Below are 21,386 nucleotides of genomic sequence, written 5' to 3' on the forward strand. Positions count from 1 at the left end.
AAAATTAAGCAACTAACGATATGTCACTGTTATCAACCACACCAACCGTATCAATCACCGGTATTGGCACATCAGTAATAACCTCACTGCTGGCGAACTGGCTGGCAATCGCTAAATCTTTAAGCGGTATATCCACATCAATACCTTGAGCCTTAAGGTGTTCCAACATCGCACCTGCTTTACCTCTTATCAAGCTGTATGTGCCATGATCTATTCCGCCCTGATAGGGCTTACCGGGGTCAGAATTCAATGCACGGGATATCGAACACAGTGAATAACCAAAGTCGCCTTCAATATTTAAGCCTTCAAATTTCAGTTGTACCTGCTCAAGCTGTTTAGCCTCATTAGTGTTACCCGCATTAGCTGGTATCACCGACGCACCAAATTCCAGAGATTGAATATAATTCTCTTTATAAATAGCGCCTCCATCGCTACCAAATAAAGTTCCGCTAAAAATTATGGCTGTATTGCTACCCTCAATGGGGCTTTCAAATTCAGCAGAGATGATTCTATTATTATAATCAAGACTACCAGAAAAAGTACCGTAATATCTGGTAGTATGAGCAACCTCAATCAGATCACCAAAATCAGTGGCCCACTGATGAGTATAGGTAGAGATAGTTTCATCTTTAATTGATTTATCATATTTGATAGTTATTGTCATAATAATATCCTTTTAATTGACCATTACACTATGACTCATCATTGAGTCATATTAACTACCAAGTGAACTTTCATCTTCACTTGAATACGCTTATATTTAAAATTCAAAGACTGATGCTATTATAAATTAGGCAACTAACAACATATCACTGTTATCCATGCCGACAGTATCAATAACTGGCGTATCGGTAGTCATCTCCAACTGGCTGGCAATTACCATGTTTTTTAGTGGTGTATCCACATTAATGCCTTGGGCTTTCAGAATATTGAGTAGCGGGTTCGCGTTACCTTTTAACAAATTATATATTCCCAGTTCATTACCTCCCTGATAGTAAATATCCTGCCATAAGGCATAATCCAGGGTAGGCATAGAACTTTCAACATCAGCCCGAATATCTAAGCCACTGATATCCAATTGTACTTGCTGCAATAGAAGCTGATGTGGTTGTTTACTCATGCCATCATTAACAATAGGAACCAACGCTTCGCCGAACTCCAAACTGACGCTGATACCCGCAGTGGGTTGTTGGTCATTCTCTTCAACTTTTTTAAGTGCTACCACTATTGCAGCGTTACTCGCGGCCTGATTATGATGGGTACTTGCAGCGACATATTTTATGCTATCCGCAGGTGGAATAGAGTAACCAGAAGCATTAAATGTGTAATCAACTTCGGTCGTCCAAAGAATGTTACCAAAATTAGTGGCCCACTGGCTGGTATAAGAAGTGAGTGTTTCATTAGCTATTTTTTCATGATACTTAATAGTTATTGTCATATTAACATCCCTTTAATTGACGATGACTTATCTTTAAGTCAGTAATTAATTAAACGCCTAATAATATCTCGCTCCCCACAGTTGAACCTAAAGTATCAATGATTGGTGCATCAGAAATAACGTCAAACTGGCTGGCTATCGCCATATCCTTAAGCGGTGTATTTACATCAACACCTTGAGATTTAAGGACCTCGAGTAGAGGTAAAGCATTGCCTCTTAGTAAATTGTAAATACTAAGATTAGGGTTGCCTTGATGGTTATCATCCATCAACATTGCATAAAATATCTCGATATTCGACACATCAATATCATTTGAAATATCTATCCCACTAAATTTAAGCTGTACATTCTGAAGCTGGAGCTGATGAGACTCAGGATCTGCAATACCGACATCAGAAATAGCAATTAAACTATCACCAAACTCTAAACCTTCATTTCCTGGAATCAGGGGGGAATCTTCAAATACGTCAATTCCTTTCGATTTCATAATCTCGGCAGATTTAATTCCCTTAGATTCCATCACGATGGCTGTTTTACTGCTTTGAGTTTGAGAATGGCTATTTTTTTGAATAGCTAACTTAACGCCAGCATTAGGGTAATTAGGGCCTGCCGAGTAAATATCATATTGACATTCACATGATTGCTGAACTATATCACCAAAATCAGTGGTCCACTGCTGGGCATAAGAAGAAATAGTTTCATCTTTAAATTTCTCCTGATATTTAATAGTGACTATCATATTAAAATCCTTTTAATTAACGATATGAGTTATTGTTAATCCATATCCATCTGAAAGTAATTTAATAATCTCGCTTGGACAATTTAATTAATGCTTGAATATATTATTTTGATATGAACCGTCATGAACCACCGCCGTAATCATAATGTGACCAGAGTACAGCGGTGGCGCACTTACACTAAATATTACAAACACACTAACACTTATTACACAACAGCCAGAGCTAACCAGAAAATCCTTTTCCGGTCATCTTACTTAAGCAGCTATCGGCGTCAGCATATAGCTGCTTTCAGCTATCCCAACGATATCAATCATTGGTGCATCTGATGCCATAACCTCGAACTGGCTGGCAATCGCCATATCTTTAAGTGGGGTATTTACCTCAATACCTTTAGCCTGAAGTATTTCCAAGAATGGAGTTGGATTACCACACATCAAGCCATAAGTTGTTTTATGCATATCACCCTGATGGTTCTGCTCTTTAGTCTGGGCAGAGTTATATTCACCAGTAATATCTAAGCCGACAAATTCTACTTCCACTTGGTCAAGCTGTTTGCCCCCCTCTGGATTATCGCTCAAGGATTCACCCAACTGCAAGCTTGTTATCTTGCCGTAGAAAGTATGATCGAACATAAATGAGTAGTGTAAATCACCAGTTACAACCATTGCCGTACCTGTCTGGTGGGAACTGATAACGGCATATTGAGTACCATTAAAACCCAGTCCACCAAAGAAATCCCCATACTGCTTGACGAATCCCTTATCTTGAGCCTCTCTTATATCACCATTTCTGGCTGCCCATTGCTGGGTATAAGAAGTCAAAGTATCATCAGCGTATTGGCTATTATATTTAATACTTACTGTCATCATATTTGAGTTTACTGTCATCATAAATTTCCTTATTGTTAACAACAATTATATGACTCATCATTGAGTCACCGCGACTACAGGTGAAGTTATAACTCAACCTGAATATTAAAATTAAATACTAATATTTAGCATATTTACCCATGCTGTTTTAATATTAATAACTAAAATTTATATTCAAAACCACCCTGAATAGTTCTACCACGATTAGGTGCAAATGAAAGTGAATCACCGTAACTGACCAAATATGCACGATTAGTTATATTTTCTATTGAGCTTCGCAAGATAAAATTATTCGTCAGCTTATAACTGGCATAGAGATCAAATAGAGTGTACTTGGGCCAATCTGCAACATAAGCGGTATTGACTCCGCCATATTTATTAATAACTGAGCGATCTTGATGACCTTTGTTATAGCGAATAACAGTGCCGAAATCCAGCTTTTTATCAAAAATTCTTCCACCCAAAGTTAAACTACCGCGATCACCGGGTAAATAAGCAGAAGAGCTAAATAAACTACTTGTCGCACGGCAATCAATCAGATCATTTATCTTATTATTCTCAACAATATACACACCCCGTTTATTATATCCAGATTTCTGCACCCCCCCTAACCAAGCTTTTTTTGAACAAATAGTATTGATACCAATCATTCTGGTATAATTTAAATTGGTATAAAACACCCCCATATCATAACTTAATTGATATTCCAGACCGCGAAATCGGGTCGCTAATAAATTATTAATATAAGTGGCATTAGCAAAAGAACTTCCGCCTCGCCGTGGTTTTATTTTGGATAACTCAAGATTGATATAATCAGTGACGCGGGTATCAAAGTAGGCCAGTTTGGCGACCAGGCGATCTTCTTCACTAAACAGATTGCTTTGTTGGATATTAATACCTGCTTCCCAGGCTTTGGAATGCTCTGCCGCCAAAAAAGGATTGGGCAGAATCCAGCCGTGGCCATGTGCGCTGCCAGTAGCCAGTACCTCAGTAATCGCCGGTGGCCGCCAGGATTTACCGTAGTTGGCAAAAAACTCCAGCCATTGCACCGCGGGTTTGATGCCGATGGCCAGCGTGGGTGAAAGCTGCTGTTCACGGCGATCCACCTGCCAGGTCATTTTTTGATGAACGTTGGATGAACAGCGCGTTTGTATCGTTTCAGATTGCTCATGTATCTTTTTGTTGCACGGATTTTCACTGTTATAAGCGGCGCGGAACCCACTCGTCAACATCCAGGTATCGCCTTGTAAATGGAATTGATCGTAACGCAGGCCACCTTCCAACCGCAGCCAGTCGTCATAATTGTAGTTAAGTTGGGCAAAGGTGCTGGTAATGGTGCGTTTACCGGGTGGGGTGATACCAAGTTTTGATTCGTGGTCAAACATCGATTTATGGGTTGATTTGCCAGTGGAGCGGTCACTAAACCACTCAAAGCCATATTTAATTTGTAATTGATGGTGGTCGGCGAGGGTAAATAAACTGGTGTTTTGTAGTTGTAAACCACGGGTGGTTAAGCGGGTTTGCGTCCAAAACTTTCTGCGGAAGACTACACTGGCATTATGAGTATCAGTTTTATCGTCGGTATCAACGTAATAGATTTTTGCCGTCGCATCCAGCCAGGTAATATGCTCCGGCTTGAGGCTATAATCCAGCCCAATATTGCGATTCATCACATCACTAACACTGCTACTTACCCAACCACGTCTGCCTTTTCGTGGACCCTCTTTTATATCAGTCAAAAAACCGGCATTAGGGCTGTGTATTTTAGTTTGCAGATAGCTGAGTTCCAATCGTTGATCAGCAGGCAAATTCCAGCCCAGCTTGACCAGTTGCGACAACATTTTATAATTGGTAAATGCCACTTTATTATTCGTAATATCGTAAGTAAATATATCTGCGCCGCTACCAAAACGAATATCACCTAACGTCCCTTTATTACCCGGCCAATAATCGCTTAAATTTCGCTCGCTAGCGGCGATGAATATATCGCCATATTCATTACCCAGAGCCAATGCAGCACTGCCAATAAAATTAGTGCCGTTATCGCCGGTCATGGCACGTAATTGTCCACCGAGTTCTTTTCCCGGTTCAAGGAAGTCGCTGGCATTAATGGTATTAAAGGTGGCGACCCCACCAATGACACCGGCACCACCAATACCACTGGTGGCCCCTTTTTCAATCACGACATTACTCAATATTTCCGGGTCGATATACATCACACCGTGGCGCTGACCATGACCACTTTTCATAAAATTCTGACGCATACCATCAATATTCATATTGACGCGGCCATAATCTTGTATGCCACGGATATTCACTGAAAGCGCAGGGTCTTGCTGACTGACGCTGGAATAGACGCCGGAGGTCTGTTCCAGTATATCTGCCGCATGGCGGGCGGGGCGATTATCCAACTGCTCTCGGGTAATTTCACTGACCGAACGCGGTTCATCATAGACCCAATCATCATCATGATAGTTACCGCTCCCCTCAACTTTGAGTGGATCTAACACCACATCACTCTCAGCAGGTACTACTGATGTTGCTGCTGCCGTTATCTCCGCAAACACCCTCCCTGAATACCCTTGTGCTGCCAGTGCTAATAATATACCTATTGCAACCTTATTCATTGAGACTATTATTCTTCTTTTATCTCTACCTGTATTATCCATTTATGAGATTTCATCCTTAGGAATATAATTAACCAGTTAACTGTATAATATTACTTGAATGGCATACCTTGCAGCAGCCAGTAATAAAATCAATCCTGAACAATCCGAGGCGTTGGTTAATTGTAGAATGTGAAAATCTCTATTAACGTAATTAGTTACGTTTTTTAGTAAAAACAAGTGCAATTATAAATACAATAGCCGCCCTGCCACTTTATTAATGAATAAAGTAACGTGTGAGGAAAATAGAATTATGACTATTTCCCATAGGGAGACAAATTTATTTTTAATCTTAGTAGAGGTTTCACTACAACGCCAGCAGTTGATAATGCTTATCATAATCATTAAGGGGTACAAACTCAACGTGATATTAAAATAAAAACCTTATAATCCTGAAAATATTGGTTTTAATAGTAATAAACAAATCAGTAAATAATCATTACTGTAACGTGATTAAAAATAGAAGAGTCAGAAAAGTAACAAAAAAATTATTTTAACTACCTTTATAGTTAAAACGGGCCACTATAAAAGTAGCCCGTTCCCAATATTAATACCCGACGAACTAAGACAGCCGTATTTTCGCTTCAGCAATGGCTAAAGCGACCTGCTGTGGTGAAACACCACCTTTAGCAGCCCGTTTATCCAGACAAGATTGCAGAGCCAGAATCGGATAGACATCATCACCAATCACCGGACTGAATTTTTGTAAATCGGCCAGCGATAATGCTTCCAGCGCTTTACCCAGACGAATTGCTTCAACCACCGCTTCACCGACAATATGATGCGCTTCGCGAAACGGTATGCCCTTAGCGACCAGATAGTCCGCCAGTTCGGTGGCGTTGGCATAACCTTGTTCCGCTGCCTCTTTACAACGTGGGCGTTTTACCTGAATACCATCTAACACCAGCGCTGCCATATGCAGGCAATCGAGCCAAGTATCGAGCGCATCAAACAGCCCTTCTTTGTCTTCCTGCATGTCTTTGTTATAAGCCAGAGGCAAGCCTTTTAGCGTCATCATCATCCCGGTCAATGCACCTTGTACGCGGCCACATTTTCCACGGATTAATTCCAGTGCATCCGGATTTTTCTTCTGTGGCATCAGAGAAGAGCCTGACGTAACACGATCAGATAAATCGACGAAAGCCGCTTCACCGCTGTTGAAGAAAATCAGATCTTCAGCAAAACGGGATAAATGCACCATGCCGATACTGGCATCAGACAGTAATTCCAATACATGATCTCGGTCTGAAACGCTGTCCAAACTATTACGGGTGGCGGAAGCAAAACCTAACCAGCTCGCCAGTTGTTCGCGATCAATCGGATAAGCAGTACCGGCCAGTGCGCCGCTACCTAATGGGCTAACATCCAAGCGTTTCAATGTATCTTGCAGGCGACTTTCATCACGCGCCAGCATTTCGGCATAAGCCAGACACCAGTGCGCGAAAGTCACCGGTTGGGCGCGCTGCAAATGGGTATAACCCGGCATCACCGCATCCTGATTGGCTTCGGCAGTGATAACCAGCGCTTGCTGTAATTGCTGCACGGCGGTTTTTAATTCGGTTATCTGGAATTTACACCACAACTTTAGGTCAGTCGCCACCTGGTCGTTACGGCTGCGCCCGGTATGCAGTTTTTTGCCTAAATCACCAATTTTATCAATCAGTTTGGTTTCAACCCAACTGTGAATATCCTCGGCATCACTGTTCAAAATAGCCTGTGGATCGGCCTGAACTTCCTCTAATAAAACAGAGAGCGCCTGCTCAAGTTGTTGCTGTTCTGCCGCCGTTAAAACGCCGACCGTGACCAGTGCTTTCGACCAGGCCACAGAACCGATAATATCCTGCTCCGCCAGCCGATAATCAAACCGCAGTGAATCGTTAAATTGCTTGAAACGCTGATCTGCCGCTTGACTGAACCGCCCGCCCCACAATGCCATAATCTTTCTTCCCTAATGTCTGAATAAATACCCTTCGTATTTGAAGCCGCAGCGGTGTTAGCTACGCTCACGCACCCAAATCACTTACTTGAGTAAGCTCATTGGGATGAGTCCACTTGCTGCCTACCTGCAACTCCAACTACTTTGGGTTTAACTTTATAGTAAATAATATTAGGCCGAAATACGTGTACCGATCGGCTCACCATTAAACAATGCAGGTAATTGGTCTGCATGACGCCAACTGGCGATATCTACCGGGCGGCCCAATGTGCGCGCTGCATCCAGTGCTGCATTCACTTTAACCACCATGCCATCGGTGATAATACCTTGTGCGATGAGTTGCTCGGCTTTTTGCGCCGTCATTTCAGCAATGCGCTGACCTTTACCATCTAAAATCCCGCTGACATCCGACAGTAAAATTAAATCTGCTGCCAATGTCGCCGCCAAAGCCGTCGCCGCCTGATCAGCATTTACATTCATCAGACTACCCTCTTTAGTAATGCCAATAGAGCTGATGATTGGCATGTAATTTGCGGCCAGTAAGGTTTGTACCAGAGCCGGTGAGCCAGCTTCGGCTTTGCCCACATGCCCCAGCTCAGTATCCAGCGGGGTGACCGACACGGTATTACCATCGCCTAAACATAAGCCAACAGCATTGATATCATGCTTCACCGCCCAAGCCAGCAACGTTTTGTTGGCAGTTCCTGCTAATGCGCCGGTAATAATGTCAATTTGATCTGCTGGTGTCACACGCAGGCCATTTTTCTTCACCACCGGTAATGCGAGTTTTTTCATCAAATCGTCTACCAGACAGCCACCACCGTGCATAATCACCAGCGGGCGCTCATGCTTCTCACGATAGGTCACCAATGCAGTAAACAGACGCTCCAGCGCTTCTTCGCTGTCTAGCAACACGCCACCTAATTTAATGACCAACGGGTTCATCATGTTTCGCCTCAATATAATTGGATAAAAATGTCAGTTCCGGCCCTGTTGCTTAGCGTTTTATTGCTTACAGCAGGGATTGGGTTTCCGCAAAGCCAAAACGTATATTCATGCACTGCACGGCCTGGGCCGCCGCGCCTTTCAGCAGGTTATCTTCGGTTGCGACAATAATTAAATGCTCACCTTGCACAGCGAAACCGATATCACAGAAAGGTAACCCGACCACCGCTTTCAGTGCCGGAACACCTTGTTTATACAGCCGTACCAGTGGCTTATCCTGATAGGCATTATGGTATGCCTGAGCAATATCCTGTGCTGTCACACCCGCATTCAGACGGCAGGTAATGGTCGCCAAAATACCGCGGGCGAAATTCCCCAAGTGCGGGGTAAAAATCACTGGCGTACCAAGATGGGCGACAATTTCCGGCTGATGACGATGATTAAACAAACCATACGGCTGCAAACTCACTTCGCAGAAACTGTTACCGATGCTGGCTTTACGCCCCGCACCACTGACACCACTGACCGCGTTGATCACCGGCCACTGTGCTTCATTCAATAATTTATTATCAACCAACGGCTTAAGCGCCAGTTGGGATGCGGTCGGATAACAACCAGGCACCGCTACCAATTGAGCCAGTTTGATTTCTTCGGCTTGCCATTCAGCTAACCCATAGACCGCTTTATCCAACCAATCGGCATGTTGATGCTCAAAACCGTAGTATTGACGGTAAAACGCCGCATCCTGCACCCGGAATGCGCCGGAGAGATCAAACACCACACAACCCGCTGCCAGGAATTGTGGCGCTAAATCATGGCTGACCTCATGAGCGGTGGCGAGGAAGACGACATCAACGCCTTTTGCCGCTTGAGCCACATCCACCAAGGGTTGCAGCGGAAGATCAATAATGCCTTTTAGTTGCGGATGAAGATCAGAAAGTAATTTTCCTGCATCTGCACTTTGCGCTGAAACCGTTAAACCGGTTATGTTCATATGTGGGTGACGATTTAGGTAAGCCGTAAGCTCCGCTCCGGCATAGCCGCTGGCACCAACAATTAGCGTATTTAACATGGGTTCCGTTTATACCTTCTGAGTATTCTTACCGAGATATATACCTCATTATGAATATGGGTATAACAACATAAGTAGTCAAAACCAGTAGTTGGGTTCTCAGCAAGGTTTTACTGTTCCCCAATATGATTGAGCATTGACATTTTCGTAAATTTAAGGGTGTTTTTCAGTTCCCTTACGCTCAAGCTTAATGTATTTTTATTCACAATAAATGCATGAATATTGATACTACCCTAACCAAAGGCTGTCAACAGTGAAGATGAAATTACCTCCATTTATTGAGCTGTATCAGGCGCTAATCGCCACGCCATCGATCAGTGCAACCGATAGCGCCCTTGATCAAAGCAATGAGGCGCTAATCAACTTGCTGGCCGGATGGTTTGCTGATCTGGGTTTTCGCGTCGAAATCCAACCAGTACCGGATACACGCCACAAATTTAATCTACTTGCCAGCATCGGAGAAGGTCGCGGTGGCTTACTGTTGGCAGGCCATACCGATACCGTGCCTTTTGATGAAGGCCGCTGGACTCGCGACCCTTTCACTCTGACCGAGCATGACAATAAATTGTATGGTCTGGGTACTGCCGACATGAAAGGCTTCTTTGCCTTTATTCTTGATGTGATGCGCGATATTGATGCCAGTACATTGAGCAAGCCGCTCTATATTTTGGCCACTGCTGATGAAGAGACGACGATGGCAGGCGCGCGCTATTTTGCCGCTTCCACCCAATTACGCCCTGACTTTGCCATTATTGGTGAGCCAACATCGCTGCAACCAGTACGCGCGCATAAAGGGCATATTTCCAATGCGATTCGTATTACCGGTCAGTCGGGGCATTCCAGTGATCCGGCGCGCGGTGTTAATGCCATTGATTTGATGCATGAATCGATTACCGAGCTAATGAAGCTGCGTACCACCCTGCAAGAGCGTTATAACAATCCGGCATTTGCTATTCCTTATCCCACCATGAATTTCGGCCATATCAATGGGGGTGATGCGGCAAACCGTATCTGTGCTTGCTGTGAATTGCATATGGATATCCGTCCATTGCCGGGGCTGACATTAAGTGATCTGGATGAATTGATGACCGAAGCGCTGGCACCGGTCAGCGCGCGCTGGCCGGGCCGCTTGAGCATTGACCAACTGCATCCGCCGATTCCAGGCTATGAATGTCCGACAGATCATCATATGGTCGGAGTTATCGAAAAATTACTGGGTGAGCGCACGGCGGTGGTGAACTACTGCACCGAAGCGCCGTTTATCCAGCAAATTTGCCCGACATTGGTGCTGGGGCCAGGTTCCATCAATCAGGCCCATCAGCCGGATGAATTTATCGATATGGCCTTTATTGAGCCAACTCGTGAGTTGATTGGCCAGTTAGTGGATCATTTCTGCCAGCAATAGTTACCTCTTAGGGGGTAGGTGATCAATTTTGCCCATTAGGAAGACTGATAACCTGCCTCTGGTAATTAAATTTCAGCAATCTCCCTAAAATTGATGTTTTTTTGCTAAAAATAGTGTCAATTGGGGTATGGAATTGAACGTAGCGAGTGGATTTGTCCAGCTCTGCTTCTTGGGTGAAATTAATTTACATACTCATCAAGTTACGAAGGGTACTAAAAGAAATCATATGAACGAACAATATTCCGCAATGCGAAGTAACGTCAGTATGCTCGGTACGCTACTCGGGGACACCATCAAAGAAGCGCTCGGTGAACACATCCTTGAAAAAGTAGAAACCATCCGTAAATTATCCAAATCTTCGCGTGCTGGTAATGAAGCAAGCCGTCAGGAACTGCTGACCACGCTGCAAAATTTATCCAATGACGAGCTGCTGCCGGTCGCCCGTGCGTTTAGCCAATTCCTCAATCTGACGAATACAGCAGAGCAATACCACAGCATTTCGCCGCACGGTGAAGCCGCCAGTAACCCGGAAGCTCTGGCCCAACTGTTCACTCGCTTAAAAGACAAAAAGCTGAGTGAGCAAGACATGCGCAGCGCGGTTGATGAGCTATCCATTGAATTGGTATTGACCGCTCACCCAACCGAAATTACCCGCCGTACCCTGATTCATAAACTGGTCGAAGTGAATACCTGCCTGAGCCAGTTGGATCACAATGATTTAGCCGATTACGAACGCAACAAGATCATGCGTCGTTTGCGCCAATTAGTCGCACAATCGTGGCATACCGACGAAATTCGTAAAATTCGCCCGTCCCCAGTGGATGAAGCCAAATGGGGCTTTGCAGTAGTAGAAAATAGCCTATGGGAAGGGGTGCCCGCTTTCCTGCGTGAATTTAACGAGCAGTTACAAAACTCGCTCGATTACCGCTTGCCGGTAGAAGCGGTGCCGATCCGCTTTACTTCATGGATGGGCGGCGACCGTGACGGTAACCCGAATGTCACCGCTGAAATTACCCGCCATGTGCTGTTACTCAGCCGCTGGAAAGCGACCGATTTGTTCTTGCGTGATATTCAGGTATTGGTATCAGAACTTTCGATGTCGGAATGTACGCCAGAACTGCGTGAACTGGCCGGTGGCGATGAGGTGGTCGAGCCTTATCGCGAGCTGATGAAACAGATGCGTACCCAGTTGACCAATACCCAGACCTATCTGGAGGGCCGCCTGAAAGGTGAACGTGTGTTGCCACCAACGGACTTGTTAGTGAGCAATGACCAACTGTGGAACCCTCTGTATGCCTGTTATCAATCCCTGAAAGCCTGTGGCATGGAAATTATCGCCAACGGCCAGTTACTCGATACTCTGCGCCGCGTGCGCTGTTTTGGTGTGCCATTGGTGCGTATCGATGTGCGTCAGGAAAGCACCCGTCATACCGATGCTATTGCTGAACTGACCCGCTATCTGGGCTTAGGCGATTATGAGAGTTGGTCTGAAGCGGATAAACAAGCCTTCCTGATCCGCGAACTGAATTCAAAACGCCCACTGGTGCCACTGAAATGGGAACCCAGTGCAGACACCCAAGAAGTGTTAGAAACCTGCCGGGTGATTGCCGAAGCGCCACAAGGTTCTATTGCCGCTTATGTGATTTCTATGGCGAAAGTGCCCTCAGACGTGCTGGCGGTGCATTTACTGCTGAAAGAAGCCGGCTGCCCATTCACTCTGCCAGTCGCGCCATTGTTCGAAACACTCGATGACCTGAACAATGCGGACGACGTGATGACCCAGTTGTTAAATATTGACTGGTATCGCGGCCTGATCCAAGGCAAGCAGATGGTAATGATTGGCTATTCTGACTCGGCGAAAGATGCCGGTGTAATGGCAGCCTCTTGGGCGCAATATCGGGCGCAGGATGCATTAATCAAAACCTGCGAGAAGGCCGGTATCTCCCTAACACTGTTCCACGGTCGTGGCGGTTCTATTGGTCGTGGTGGTGCGCCTGCCCATGCCGCGCTGCTTTCTCAGCCTCCGGGCAGCCTGAAAGGGGGTTTACGTGTCACTGAACAAGGCGAGATGATTCGCTTTAAGTTTGGTCTGCCGGAAGTCACCATCAGCAGCCTGGCGCTGTACGCCGGGGCGATTCTGGAAGCTAATCTATTGCCGCCGCCTGAGCCGAAGAAAGAGTGGGTTGAGGTGATGGATATTCTGTCTGATGCCTCTTGTGAGATGTATCGCGGCTATGTGCGTGAAAATCCACAGTTCGTTCCTTACTTCCGCGCCGCCACCCCTGAACTGGAATTGGGCAAGCTGCCATTGGGTTCACGCCCGGCCAAACGCCGCCCGAATGGCGGGGTGGAAAGCCTGCGTGCTATTCCGTGGATTTTCGCCTGGACGCAAAACCGCCTGATGTTACCCGCCTGGCTGGGTGCCGGTGCTGGTTTGCAGAAAGCTATCGATGCCGGTAAGAAAGACGCATTAGCCACCATGTGCCGCGACTGGCCATTCTTCTCAACTCGCATCGGCATGTTGGAAATGGTATTTGCCAAAGCCGATTTGTGGCTGGCTGAATATTACGATCAGCGTCTGGTGGATAAATCATTATGGCCATTGGGCCAGCAATTACGCGACCAACTGGCAGCCGATATTAAAGTGGTGCTGGCCATTGCCAACGACGACCACTTAATGGCTGATTTGCCGTGGATTGCCGAGTCGATTGCGCTGCGTAACGTCTATACCGATCCATTAAACGTGCTGCAAGCGGAGCTATTGCACCGTTCACGTCAGCAAGAACACCCCGATGCCCGCGTTGAACAAGCATTGATGGTGACTATTGCCGGTGTAGCCGCAGGAATGCGTAATACTGGTTAGCCGCCAGTAGCATCATCGTGGATACAAAGACAAAACGGGCCAAGTGCCCGTTTTTTTATTGCTAAATCAATGGGTCACACTCGCTCAATTAATAATCTGTAACTTTAGAGTCGGTTTATGCAAGATTGTTATGACCTGCAGATTCATTATTACTCCTTATAAAACCATTTTATTAAAATTATTAGGAATCAATATGAATATCTCAAGACCAACCCAAGACAGTATGGTAAAGGCATTTAGAAACAGCGAAAAGCACGTTCATTTCGTCGATTTATCAAAGCTGAAAAATGCACTGACGAATATAAAGAATGATAGCAAATCATTAGGTCAGATTCCCACTTCAAAAGCACAAGAAAAGTTAGTATGGGTAGAAGAACAACTCACAAAAATGCAAACCACACTTGAGAGTCAGGGTTCAAAAAAATTGGAGGCTAAGTCTGAGAAAATTAGCAAATTGATGACACAAGTGAATAATCTACTTAAAAAAGAGGGTGTTATTCAATCAAATAATAGTCAACCGCAGGATATAGGTAGAACTAGACAAGAACGTGATACTATAAAAGCCGATCTAATGAAAAATTATGAAAATCACACATCTGGTTTTAGCTTATCTGCTACCACTTCATCTAATCGACAGGATACGGGCCTGTAAAACCTATTTCAGATTTATATAACAAACCCGCCAACTGGCGGGTTTGTTATATAAATCTTAATTACGGCCTGACCCCCAGCGTATGACAAATCGCATAACTCAATTCTGCACGATTGAGGGTATAGAAATGGAAATCTTTTACCCCTTCGCGGCTGAGGATTTTCACCATATCCATCGCTACTGATGCACCAACCATTTTGCGCGTCTCAGGGTCGTTATCCAGCCCTTCAAATATACTGGTCATCCAGTGTGGCACCCGTACATTGGTCATGGTAGCGAAGCGCTGGAGCTGCTTAAAGTTAGATACCGGTAAAATACCTGGCACTATCTCAACATCAATACCGGTGGCCACACAGCGGTCGCGAAAACGCAGGTAACTCTCCACATCAAAGAAGAATTGCGTGATAGCGCGGTTAGCTCCGGCATCAATCTTGCGTTTCAGGTTAATCAGGTCAGCTTGCGCGCTTTTGGCTTCTGGATGCACTTCTGGGTAAGCTGCCACCGAGATATCAAAATCACCGACATCTTTTAATAAACCCACCAAATCAGAAGCATACATTTCCGGCTTGCCGCTATCGGGTGGTAAATCACCGCGCAACGCCACGATATGACGGATGCCACTGTTCCAGTAATCGGTGGCAATCTCACGTAACTGAGTCGGAAAAGCATCAATGCAAGTCAGATGCGGCGCGGCTTCAAGGCCGGTGCGCTCTTTAATGCCTTTGATAATGCTGTGGGTACGATCACGCTCACCGGAGTTGGCACCATAAGTCACTGAGACAAACTTTGGTTTCAGGGTGCTTAGGCGGTCAATCGAACTCCACAGAGTCTCTTCCATCTCGCTGGTGCGTGGCGGGAAAAACTCAAAAGAAACATTAATCTGACCCTGTAACTCCGCCAGACTTTGATTCAGCGCTTCTCGCTGGTTTGCGTGGAAAAAACTCATACCCTGTTACCCCATTGTCGTTACAACGACTTATGTTATCTGTTACCGCTCACTCATGAGCGTCTATACGTTTAGACGTCTAAATAGAAAATGACCGAAGTTAGCTAAAGAGTCAACTTTTAAATAGGTTAGGGGCGATGATTAATCTTCACACGCAATACGCGGAAAAATCATGTATCGCTCCGTTTAAAACAATTCCTTATTTATCAATGCATTATAACCATAGTCATTTCACTGCGGTGTTTGAGCATCTCCTTTATTGAGGCTAATTGTTCGCTCTATACTCGTTTTCTTATATTCACGAATACTGACCATATGTAATGCTGGAATACTACTATGGATTATTGGATATATTTAAAGGGAGTAATCATGAACGTTAGAGAGCGTATTAATTTCTATAATAGTCTTGCAACATCGTCACCGGTAATCGATCAAAAAAATAAAAGTGCCAGACAAAAGGCCAGAAGCTCGATTCCGTTTATCTGAAGGGATAATTAAAATTTGTGGAAATATAATTTTAAACCTATTATGCGGAATAATAATGAAGACACAAACATAAATACAGCAGCAAAAAAAATCCAATCTTACTTTCGTGATCATTTAGAGAAACTGGAAAATATGGACTCTGAAGGCCTCAGGAATAAAAAAGGATTTATAAAGACAACATATCATGGCAATAAAGTAGATTTTCACAATATACAATTTTATCACCATAAAGAACATAGATCCGTACATATGCCGAATAAGATATGCGATGGCACTGAAAAAGGTAGTTTTAAAAAACTCACCAGAAAAGATGACCTTTTTGTCGCGCTAGAGCCAACCGAAAAAGATGATCTATTCGCAACAACAAATAATTTCAAGGATATAAAGGGCGCACACCGCGTCAAACCTGGCCTGGCTGTTAGCACAACGCTTATTATTGCTCGCAATGCGGGAATGTGTGTATTTGACTATATACAGGATGAAAAGAAAGACCCCATTCCTATTAGTGCATTTGAAAATGCAGCAAATGACTTAAAAATATTACATAAAATAAATACTTACCTCAGAGACATAAAACCAGAAAATACGGCTTATGATGGTAAAAACATTAATTTCATTGATGTTGATGACAGAGTATCAGACAATGCTCGTGGGAAAGACCCTAAAGTAAAGTTCACACTTCATGGTGCGCCAAAAATATTCACATCAGCATATATCACTAATAATCTAAAAGATAAGATCTATAATAATGGTTTTAGACTTTCAAATAACGAGAATATTGTAAACTATCTAAAGTCTGCTGATGAATATGCATTCTTACTAACAATCATAGCCACAACAACCACATCAGATGTACTCAGAGATAATATTATAAACTCTGTCGATACCGATATTAGTACTGATAGCAGTAGCAGCGCGGGGATGAGCTATTCTGAAAATAGAGATGAACTCACAACATGGGTTAACAAGCATGTCAAACCTGAGCACAAATCCAAGGTGGATTTATTATTATCCGCCCCTGATAAACATGCCGAATTAAAAAATAAGGTCTATTTATCTGATATATTACTGTTTTCTGGAAAAAATAACCATACTATTAAAATTAAAGGAAATTATTTTGAATAATACAGTAGTTGTTAAATTCAATAATACTTCATTGCGTTTATCTCACACCAGAATAGACAAAATCAATAATTCTCCAGATAAGAAAACAGCACTCCAAATGGGGTTTGTAAAGAAAATACAGTATATCTGTATGAATAAAGGAAAAAGACTGAGTGACTTATACGACTTTACACATAACCATAAAAATGGAGAGAAACTATTCATACAATCAAATGGCTGCATTCAGGAGAAATTAATATCAGTTATTAATAAAAAAATGCCGCCACTAAAAACGATTGAAATAGATAACAGTGAAACTGTAGAAAAAGAATTACAGAAAATACTTAAAGAAAAAGCAATAAACTTGAAAGACAACATATTTACAGAAATAGTTTATTTTGAAGATAAAGAGGATACCACAGGGAGAACTTATTATATCAGCAAGAACTCCCTCCCAGTTTATAAACCAAATATCCCCTATGTTCATCCTAAAAATGAACAGGGAGCCTCAAAGTATGTTGTTAGTAAAGATGATAATTTCGTCGCTTTAGCACCTACTAAAAAAGATAAATTTAGCACGGAAAATAATTTCCATGACCTGAAAGGTCTAAATAGTATTAAAACCGGACTAGTTGTCGCCCCGGACCTAATGATTTCACACAATGCAGGGACCTGTTTAATTGACCATCTAAATCATAACTCCCCTCTCCCGCAGAGCGTTTTTAAAAATGCAGTAAATGACTTAAAGCAACTGCATAAAAGACGAACTTATCTAAGAGATATAAAACCGGGGAATATGGCTTATGATGGTAAACAAGTTAACTTTATTGATGTTGATGATAGGATTAGCGTAAATAAAAGAGTAGAACTTTTCAAACCAGTATTTTATATATATGGCAAAGAGGTTGTACTTACGCCTAAATATATAACCCAGGGTTTAGTTAACCATATTTATGGGAGTGACCCTACAAATCCGGGAAAACAATTTTAAAACAGACAGGTATAACTTACGCCCATCGAATTGCTGATGAATATGCTTTTCTTATGACAATGATCACTGCAACAACTAAAGATAACGCACTTAAGTCTTCTATCAAGAATGCAAAAGTTGATATCATGGGAGTTGGAATTATTAATAAAATAAATAATGACATAGACCAATGCAGCGACAAACAGAAAAATATAAACTTATAGATAAATTAATTAAAACCCAAAAAGAATATAATAACACAGGTATAATGAATAAGAGTAACAAAAGATACTTCACCTCGTGGCTGACGGGGAATATAAAACCAGAGCACCATAATTACGTAAAGTCATTATTAACCGACCCAGCCAAATATGCGGATACATGCCCTAAAATCCATCTGGCAGATATGTTATTGTTCAAGTAATAAGTACGGCAGATGCCCGATTAATCACCTCAGGCATCTGTTTATCTCAGATTAATATCACATTACAACAGTTGACGTCACAATAGCTGGGTTAGCCGGTTTAAATCAGACTGAATGGCACCGGCAGTCACATCACGCCCAGCCCCTGGGCCACGAATAACCAATGGGTTATCGCGATACCAACGGCTTTCGATGGCAAAAACGTTATCGCACGGCAGCAAAGAGGCCAATGGATGGTCAGCACGTACCGCTTCAACCCCCACTCGCGCCTTACCATTAGCATCAAAGCGAGCGACGTAACGGAGCACCAACCCCATTTCATTGGCGGCTTCTAAGCGCTGAATCATTTGCTGATTCAATGCTTCGCCATTCTCAAAAAATTGATCTACGGAACCGACATCGGCACCCGCAGGTACTAGCGATTCTACCCGCACCTGATTCGGTTCGATGTCGTAACCGGCTTCACGGGCCAAAATCACCAACTTGCGCATCACATCTTGCCCTGAGAGATCCACGCGCGGATCGGGTTCGGTCAGGCCCTGTTGCCAGGCTTGATCCACCAGCTCAGTAAAAGGCACCGTGCCATCAAATTGCAGGAACAGCCACGACAAGGTGCCAGAGAAAATACCGCTGATCGCCAGAATACTGTCGCCGCTATCGCGCAAATCGCGCACAGTATGGTTAACTGGCAAACCCGCGCCCACGGTGGCGTTATACAACCAGTGGCGGCCTGTTTTGGCAAAAGCGTCACGGATTTGGCGGTAATTATTGCTGCTGGAGGCTCCGGCTAATTTATTGGCACTGATAACGTGAAAACCATAGCTGGCAAAATCCAGATACTGTTCGGCAAGTGACTCGCTGGCGGTCACATCCAGCACCACCAAATCATCAAATGGGTGCGCGCGCATCCATAAGAACAAGGATTCTTCATCCTGCTCTTTGGCCTCATCATCGTAAAATGCCAGCGTCCGGCTAGCGTCCAGCCCGTCATAACTCAACAGACTGCGGCGACTATCCACCACCCCCGCCAGTACAAACTCAAAACCACTGCGCGCTGAGATATTCTTCTGCTCGCGGGCAAATAGCTCCAACCAGCGTGCGCCGATATTGCCCTTGCCAAATAGCATCAGGCCAATGCGTTTTTCTGCGCGGAATAGCGACTGATGCAAGCCCTGAATCAGGTGTTCAGTCGGCCCCAGGCGCAAAACAGCCACCAGGCTGATGCCATCCTCTGCCTGCCAAATAAACTCAACTGGCTGATCTTTCAGTTGTTGATAGAAACGGTGGCTATGCAATGGGTTCTTGCAAACCCCTGCCCCGACCAAAGCGACCAGAGCCAACCCGTCGCGCAGGGATAATTTCCCCGGCAGCGTGGCATCCTCCAGCACTCTTAATGCGCTATTGACCACTTCTGAGGTATAGCAAAGTTGCAATAGGTTGCGGTCAGGGTGAATACCGGTGGCCAGCGGCTTGATTTGCGCACGTTTGAGCAGCAAATCGATCTCTTTCTGTGCCAGCGAGAAGTCATGGTGGCTGGCAATCTGTAATTCGATCAGGCAGACATCATCGTGGCTGGTAACGATTTTCGCGCCCAAGCCAGAAGCCAGCACTCGCTCAATGCGGGTTGACCCCTGTTCTGGTTGATAACTACAGCGCAGTTGTAAATCGATATCGCTGCCTGAAACCGGCTGCAATGTGCGGGTGTGCAGCACCGGAGCGGCCAAACGAGCCAGTTCACTGGCTTCGTCTAAACGCAATAACGGTAGCAGGCAGGCATCTTTCACTTTGCGCGGGTCGGCACTGTATACCCCCGCCACATCACTCCAGATAGTGACACGTTCGACCCCCGCCAGCGCCCCGACCTGGGTGGCCGAGTAGTCACTGCCATTGCGCCCCAACAACACCGTTTCGCCGGTGTTATTACGCGAAATAAACCCGGTCACTACCAAACGTTGGTGTGGATGTTGTGCCATTAATTGCTGCAACAACGGATAAGAACGGCCTTCGTCGATTTGTGGCTGTGCCGCACGCTCAGCGCGCAGGAAGCTGCGAGCATCAAGCCAGGTGGCATTCATATCAAGTTTATTCAACACCGCAGACATCAAGCGGGCAGACCAAATCTCACCGTGACCGACCACTTCGGCATAAATTGCCTCGTCGACGTTGTTATCCAGCAGGCCAGCCAGGCGTTCCAAGTCATGGATAAACTCACTAATCAGCGGTTCCGCCATTTCTGGCGACAATAAACCGCTAATCAGGTCATGTTGATAACGACGCAGGTTTTGCTGCACCTGATGGGCAGAAAGACGATCAGTTTGACTGAGTTTCAACCAGCTAATTAGCTGGTTAGTGGTGCTACCCGCCGCAGACACCACCATAAGGTCGCCGGGATGACTGTAGTTGGCCATAATATTGGCCACCCGCAGGTAACACTTCACATCCGCAAGACTACTACCACCAAATTTATGCAGTTGACGGCCGGTCACCGCCGCTGCTACCGCTGTTGCATTCATACTTACCTCGGTCTCGCCAACTGGAAAGCATTTTCCAAATCGGCAATCAAATCTTCGCTGTCTTCGATACCCACGGAAATTCGCAATAAACTGTCAGTAATACCGGCGGCAGTGCGCGCTTCTGGCGCCATACCGGCATGGGTCATGGTTGCAGCATGGGAAATCAGGCTTTCAACGCCCCCCAAAGACTCTGCCAGGGTAAATAATTCAAGGGCAGAGAGGAAACGACGCAATACCTGCTCATCACCATCAAGCTCAAAACTGAGCATCGCACCAAAACCTGACTGCTGACGGCGAGCAATTTCGTGGCCGGGATGTTGTGGCAGAGAAGGATGATACAGTCTTTTTCACTAAAGG

15 protein-coding genes and 1 pseudogene are annotated in these 21,386 nt (G+C 44.6%); 5 read left to right on the plus strand and 11 right to left on the minus strand.

Annotated elements, in window-relative coordinates:
- Positions 1-4 precede the first annotated feature (4 nt).
- The 8 genes from YALDO0001_RS15950 to argC form a co-directional block, all read right to left on the minus strand.
- The gene (locus YALDO0001_RS15950) at positions 5-664 is read right to left on the minus strand and encodes a heme acquisition protein HasA (protein WP_004704565.1); all 660 of its coding nucleotides are present in this window, start codon (positions 662-664) and stop codon (positions 5-7) included.
- 126 nt (positions 665-790) lie between these two features.
- Positions 791-1,438, minus strand: coding sequence for a heme acquisition protein HasA (locus YALDO0001_RS15955; RefSeq protein WP_004704566.1), 648 nt, complete (start codon positions 1,436-1,438; stop codon positions 791-793).
- A gap of 49 nt (positions 1,439-1,487) precedes the next feature.
- Entirely contained in the window at positions 1,488-2,177 is a 690-nt protein-coding gene (locus tag YALDO0001_RS15960; protein ID WP_004704567.1) for a heme acquisition protein HasA, read from the minus strand.
- A 255-nt stretch (positions 2,178-2,432) separates the two neighbouring features.
- Positions 2,433-3,044: a heme acquisition protein HasA gene (locus YALDO0001_RS15965; protein ID WP_042548603.1), complete on the minus strand. Its 612-nt coding sequence runs from the start codon at positions 3,042-3,044 to the stop codon at positions 2,433-2,435.
- Between the two features lie 164 nt (positions 3,045-3,208).
- Complete coding sequence (locus YALDO0001_RS15970) at positions 3,209-5,716, minus strand: TonB-dependent hemoglobin/transferrin/lactoferrin family receptor (protein ID WP_042840283.1); 2,508 nt, start codon at positions 5,714-5,716, stop codon at positions 3,209-3,211.
- Positions 5,717-6,275: 559 nt separating this feature from the next.
- Complete coding sequence (argH, locus tag YALDO0001_RS15975; protein WP_004704570.1) at positions 6,276-7,649, minus strand: argininosuccinate lyase; 1,374 nt, start codon at positions 7,647-7,649, stop codon at positions 6,276-6,278.
- Between the two features lie 171 nt (positions 7,650-7,820).
- Positions 7,821-8,597 (minus strand): acetylglutamate kinase, encoded by a 777-nt coding sequence (gene argB, locus YALDO0001_RS15980; RefSeq protein ID WP_004704571.1) that lies wholly within the window; start codon positions 8,595-8,597, stop codon positions 7,821-7,823.
- A gap of 64 nt (positions 8,598-8,661) precedes the next feature.
- Entirely contained in the window at positions 8,662-9,666 is a 1,005-nt protein-coding gene (gene argC, locus YALDO0001_RS15985; protein ID WP_004704572.1) for an N-acetyl-gamma-glutamyl-phosphate reductase, read from the minus strand.
- A 259-nt stretch (positions 9,667-9,925) separates the two neighbouring features.
- Between argC and argE the strand changes: the two genes are divergently transcribed.
- The 3 genes from argE to YALDO0001_RS16000 all read left to right on the plus strand — a co-directional run bounded on the left by argE (position 9,926) and on the right by YALDO0001_RS16000 (position 14,586).
- A complete protein-coding gene (gene argE, locus YALDO0001_RS15990; protein ID WP_004704573.1) occupies positions 9,926-11,071 on the plus strand; it encodes an acetylornithine deacetylase in 1,146 nt (381 codons plus the stop codon).
- Between the two features lie 226 nt (positions 11,072-11,297).
- Positions 11,298-13,934, plus strand: a complete 2,637-nt coding sequence (gene ppc, locus YALDO0001_RS15995; RefSeq protein WP_042840286.1) for a phosphoenolpyruvate carboxylase — start codon at positions 11,298-11,300, stop codon at positions 13,932-13,934.
- A gap of 193 nt (positions 13,935-14,127) precedes the next feature.
- Positions 14,128-14,586: a hypothetical protein gene (locus tag YALDO0001_RS16000; RefSeq protein ID WP_042840288.1), complete on the plus strand. Its 459-nt coding sequence runs from the start codon at positions 14,128-14,130 to the stop codon at positions 14,584-14,586.
- A 61-nt stretch (positions 14,587-14,647) separates the two neighbouring features.
- Here the strand turns inward: YALDO0001_RS16000 and metF are convergent, their stop codons facing one another.
- On the minus strand, positions 14,648-15,532 hold the full coding sequence (gene metF / locus YALDO0001_RS16005; protein ID WP_004704576.1) for a methylenetetrahydrofolate reductase: 885 nt from the start codon (positions 15,530-15,532) through the stop codon (positions 14,648-14,650).
- Positions 15,533-16,033: 501 nt separating this feature from the next.
- On the opposite strand from metF, the gene YALDO0001_RS21510 reads away from it, so the two are divergent.
- Positions 16,034-17,143 (plus strand): hypothetical protein, encoded by a 1,110-nt coding sequence (locus tag YALDO0001_RS21510; protein WP_042840289.1) that lies wholly within the window; start codon positions 16,034-16,036, stop codon positions 17,141-17,143.
- Positions 17,136-18,113, plus strand: coding sequence for a hypothetical protein (locus YALDO0001_RS21515; RefSeq protein ID WP_042840291.1), 978 nt, complete (start codon positions 17,136-17,138; stop codon positions 18,111-18,113). Before YALDO0001_RS21510 ends, YALDO0001_RS21515 begins: the two co-directional genes overlap by 8 nt.
- Positions 18,114-18,593: 480 nt before the next feature.
- On the opposite strand, the gene YALDO0001_RS16025 is transcribed toward YALDO0001_RS21515, so the two are convergent.
- Both YALDO0001_RS16025 and YALDO0001_RS16030 read right to left on the minus strand, forming a co-directional pair.
- Positions 18,594-21,029, minus strand: a complete 2,436-nt coding sequence (locus YALDO0001_RS16025; RefSeq protein ID WP_004704580.1) for a bifunctional aspartate kinase/homoserine dehydrogenase II — start codon at positions 21,027-21,029, stop codon at positions 18,594-18,596.
- A 2-nt stretch (positions 21,030-21,031) separates the two neighbouring features.
- Positions 21,032-21,376 (minus strand): annotated as a pseudogene (locus tag YALDO0001_RS16030) (PLP-dependent transferase); the annotation flags it as partial.
- Positions 21,377-21,386 lie beyond the last annotated feature (10 nt).

Origin of the sequence: Yersinia aldovae ATCC 35236 (genome assembly GCF_000173735.1) — a bacterium.
GTDB classification, from domain to species: domain Bacteria; phylum Pseudomonadota; class Gammaproteobacteria; order Enterobacterales; family Enterobacteriaceae; genus Yersinia; species Yersinia aldovae.

Excerpts from the sequence above, each read along its gene's own strand:
- argH (WP_004704570.1), bottom strand. The coding sequence starts at position 7,649 with ATGGCATTGTGGGGCGGGCGGTTCAGTCAAGCGGCAGATCAGCGTTTC.
- YALDO0001_RS16025 (WP_004704580.1), bottom strand. The coding sequence starts at position 21,029 with ATGAATGCAACAGCGGTAGCAGCGGCGGTGACCGGCCGTCAACTGCAT.
- argE (WP_004704573.1), top strand. The coding sequence starts at position 9,926 with ATGAAATTACCTCCATTTATTGAGCTGTATCAGGCGCTAATCGCCACG.
- YALDO0001_RS15965 (WP_042548603.1), bottom strand. The coding sequence starts at position 3,044 with ATGACAGTAAGTATTAAATATAATAGCCAATACGCTGATGATACTTTG.
- YALDO0001_RS15955 (WP_004704566.1), bottom strand. The coding sequence starts at position 1,438 with ATGACAATAACTATTAAGTATCATGAAAAAATAGCTAATGAAACACTC.
- argC (WP_004704572.1), bottom strand. The coding sequence starts at position 9,666 with ATGTTAAATACGCTAATTGTTGGTGCCAGCGGCTATGCCGGAGCGGAG.
- metF (WP_004704576.1), bottom strand. The coding sequence starts at position 15,532 with ATGAGTTTTTTCCACGCAAACCAGCGAGAAGCGCTGAATCAAAGTCTG.
- ppc (WP_042840286.1), top strand. The coding sequence starts at position 11,298 with ATGAACGAACAATATTCCGCAATGCGAAGTAACGTCAGTATGCTCGGT.
- YALDO0001_RS16000 (WP_042840288.1), top strand. The coding sequence starts at position 14,128 with ATGAATATCTCAAGACCAACCCAAGACAGTATGGTAAAGGCATTTAGA.
- YALDO0001_RS15950 (WP_004704565.1), bottom strand. The coding sequence starts at position 664 with ATGACAATAACTATCAAATATGATAAATCAATTAAAGATGAAACTATC.
- YALDO0001_RS15960 (WP_004704567.1), bottom strand. The coding sequence starts at position 2,177 with ATGATAGTCACTATTAAATATCAGGAGAAATTTAAAGATGAAACTATT.
- YALDO0001_RS15970 (WP_042840283.1), bottom strand. The coding sequence starts at position 5,716 with ATGGATAATACAGGTAGAGATAAAAGAAGAATAATAGTCTCAATGAAT.
- argB (WP_004704571.1), bottom strand. The coding sequence starts at position 8,597 with ATGATGAACCCGTTGGTCATTAAATTAGGTGGCGTGTTGCTAGACAGC.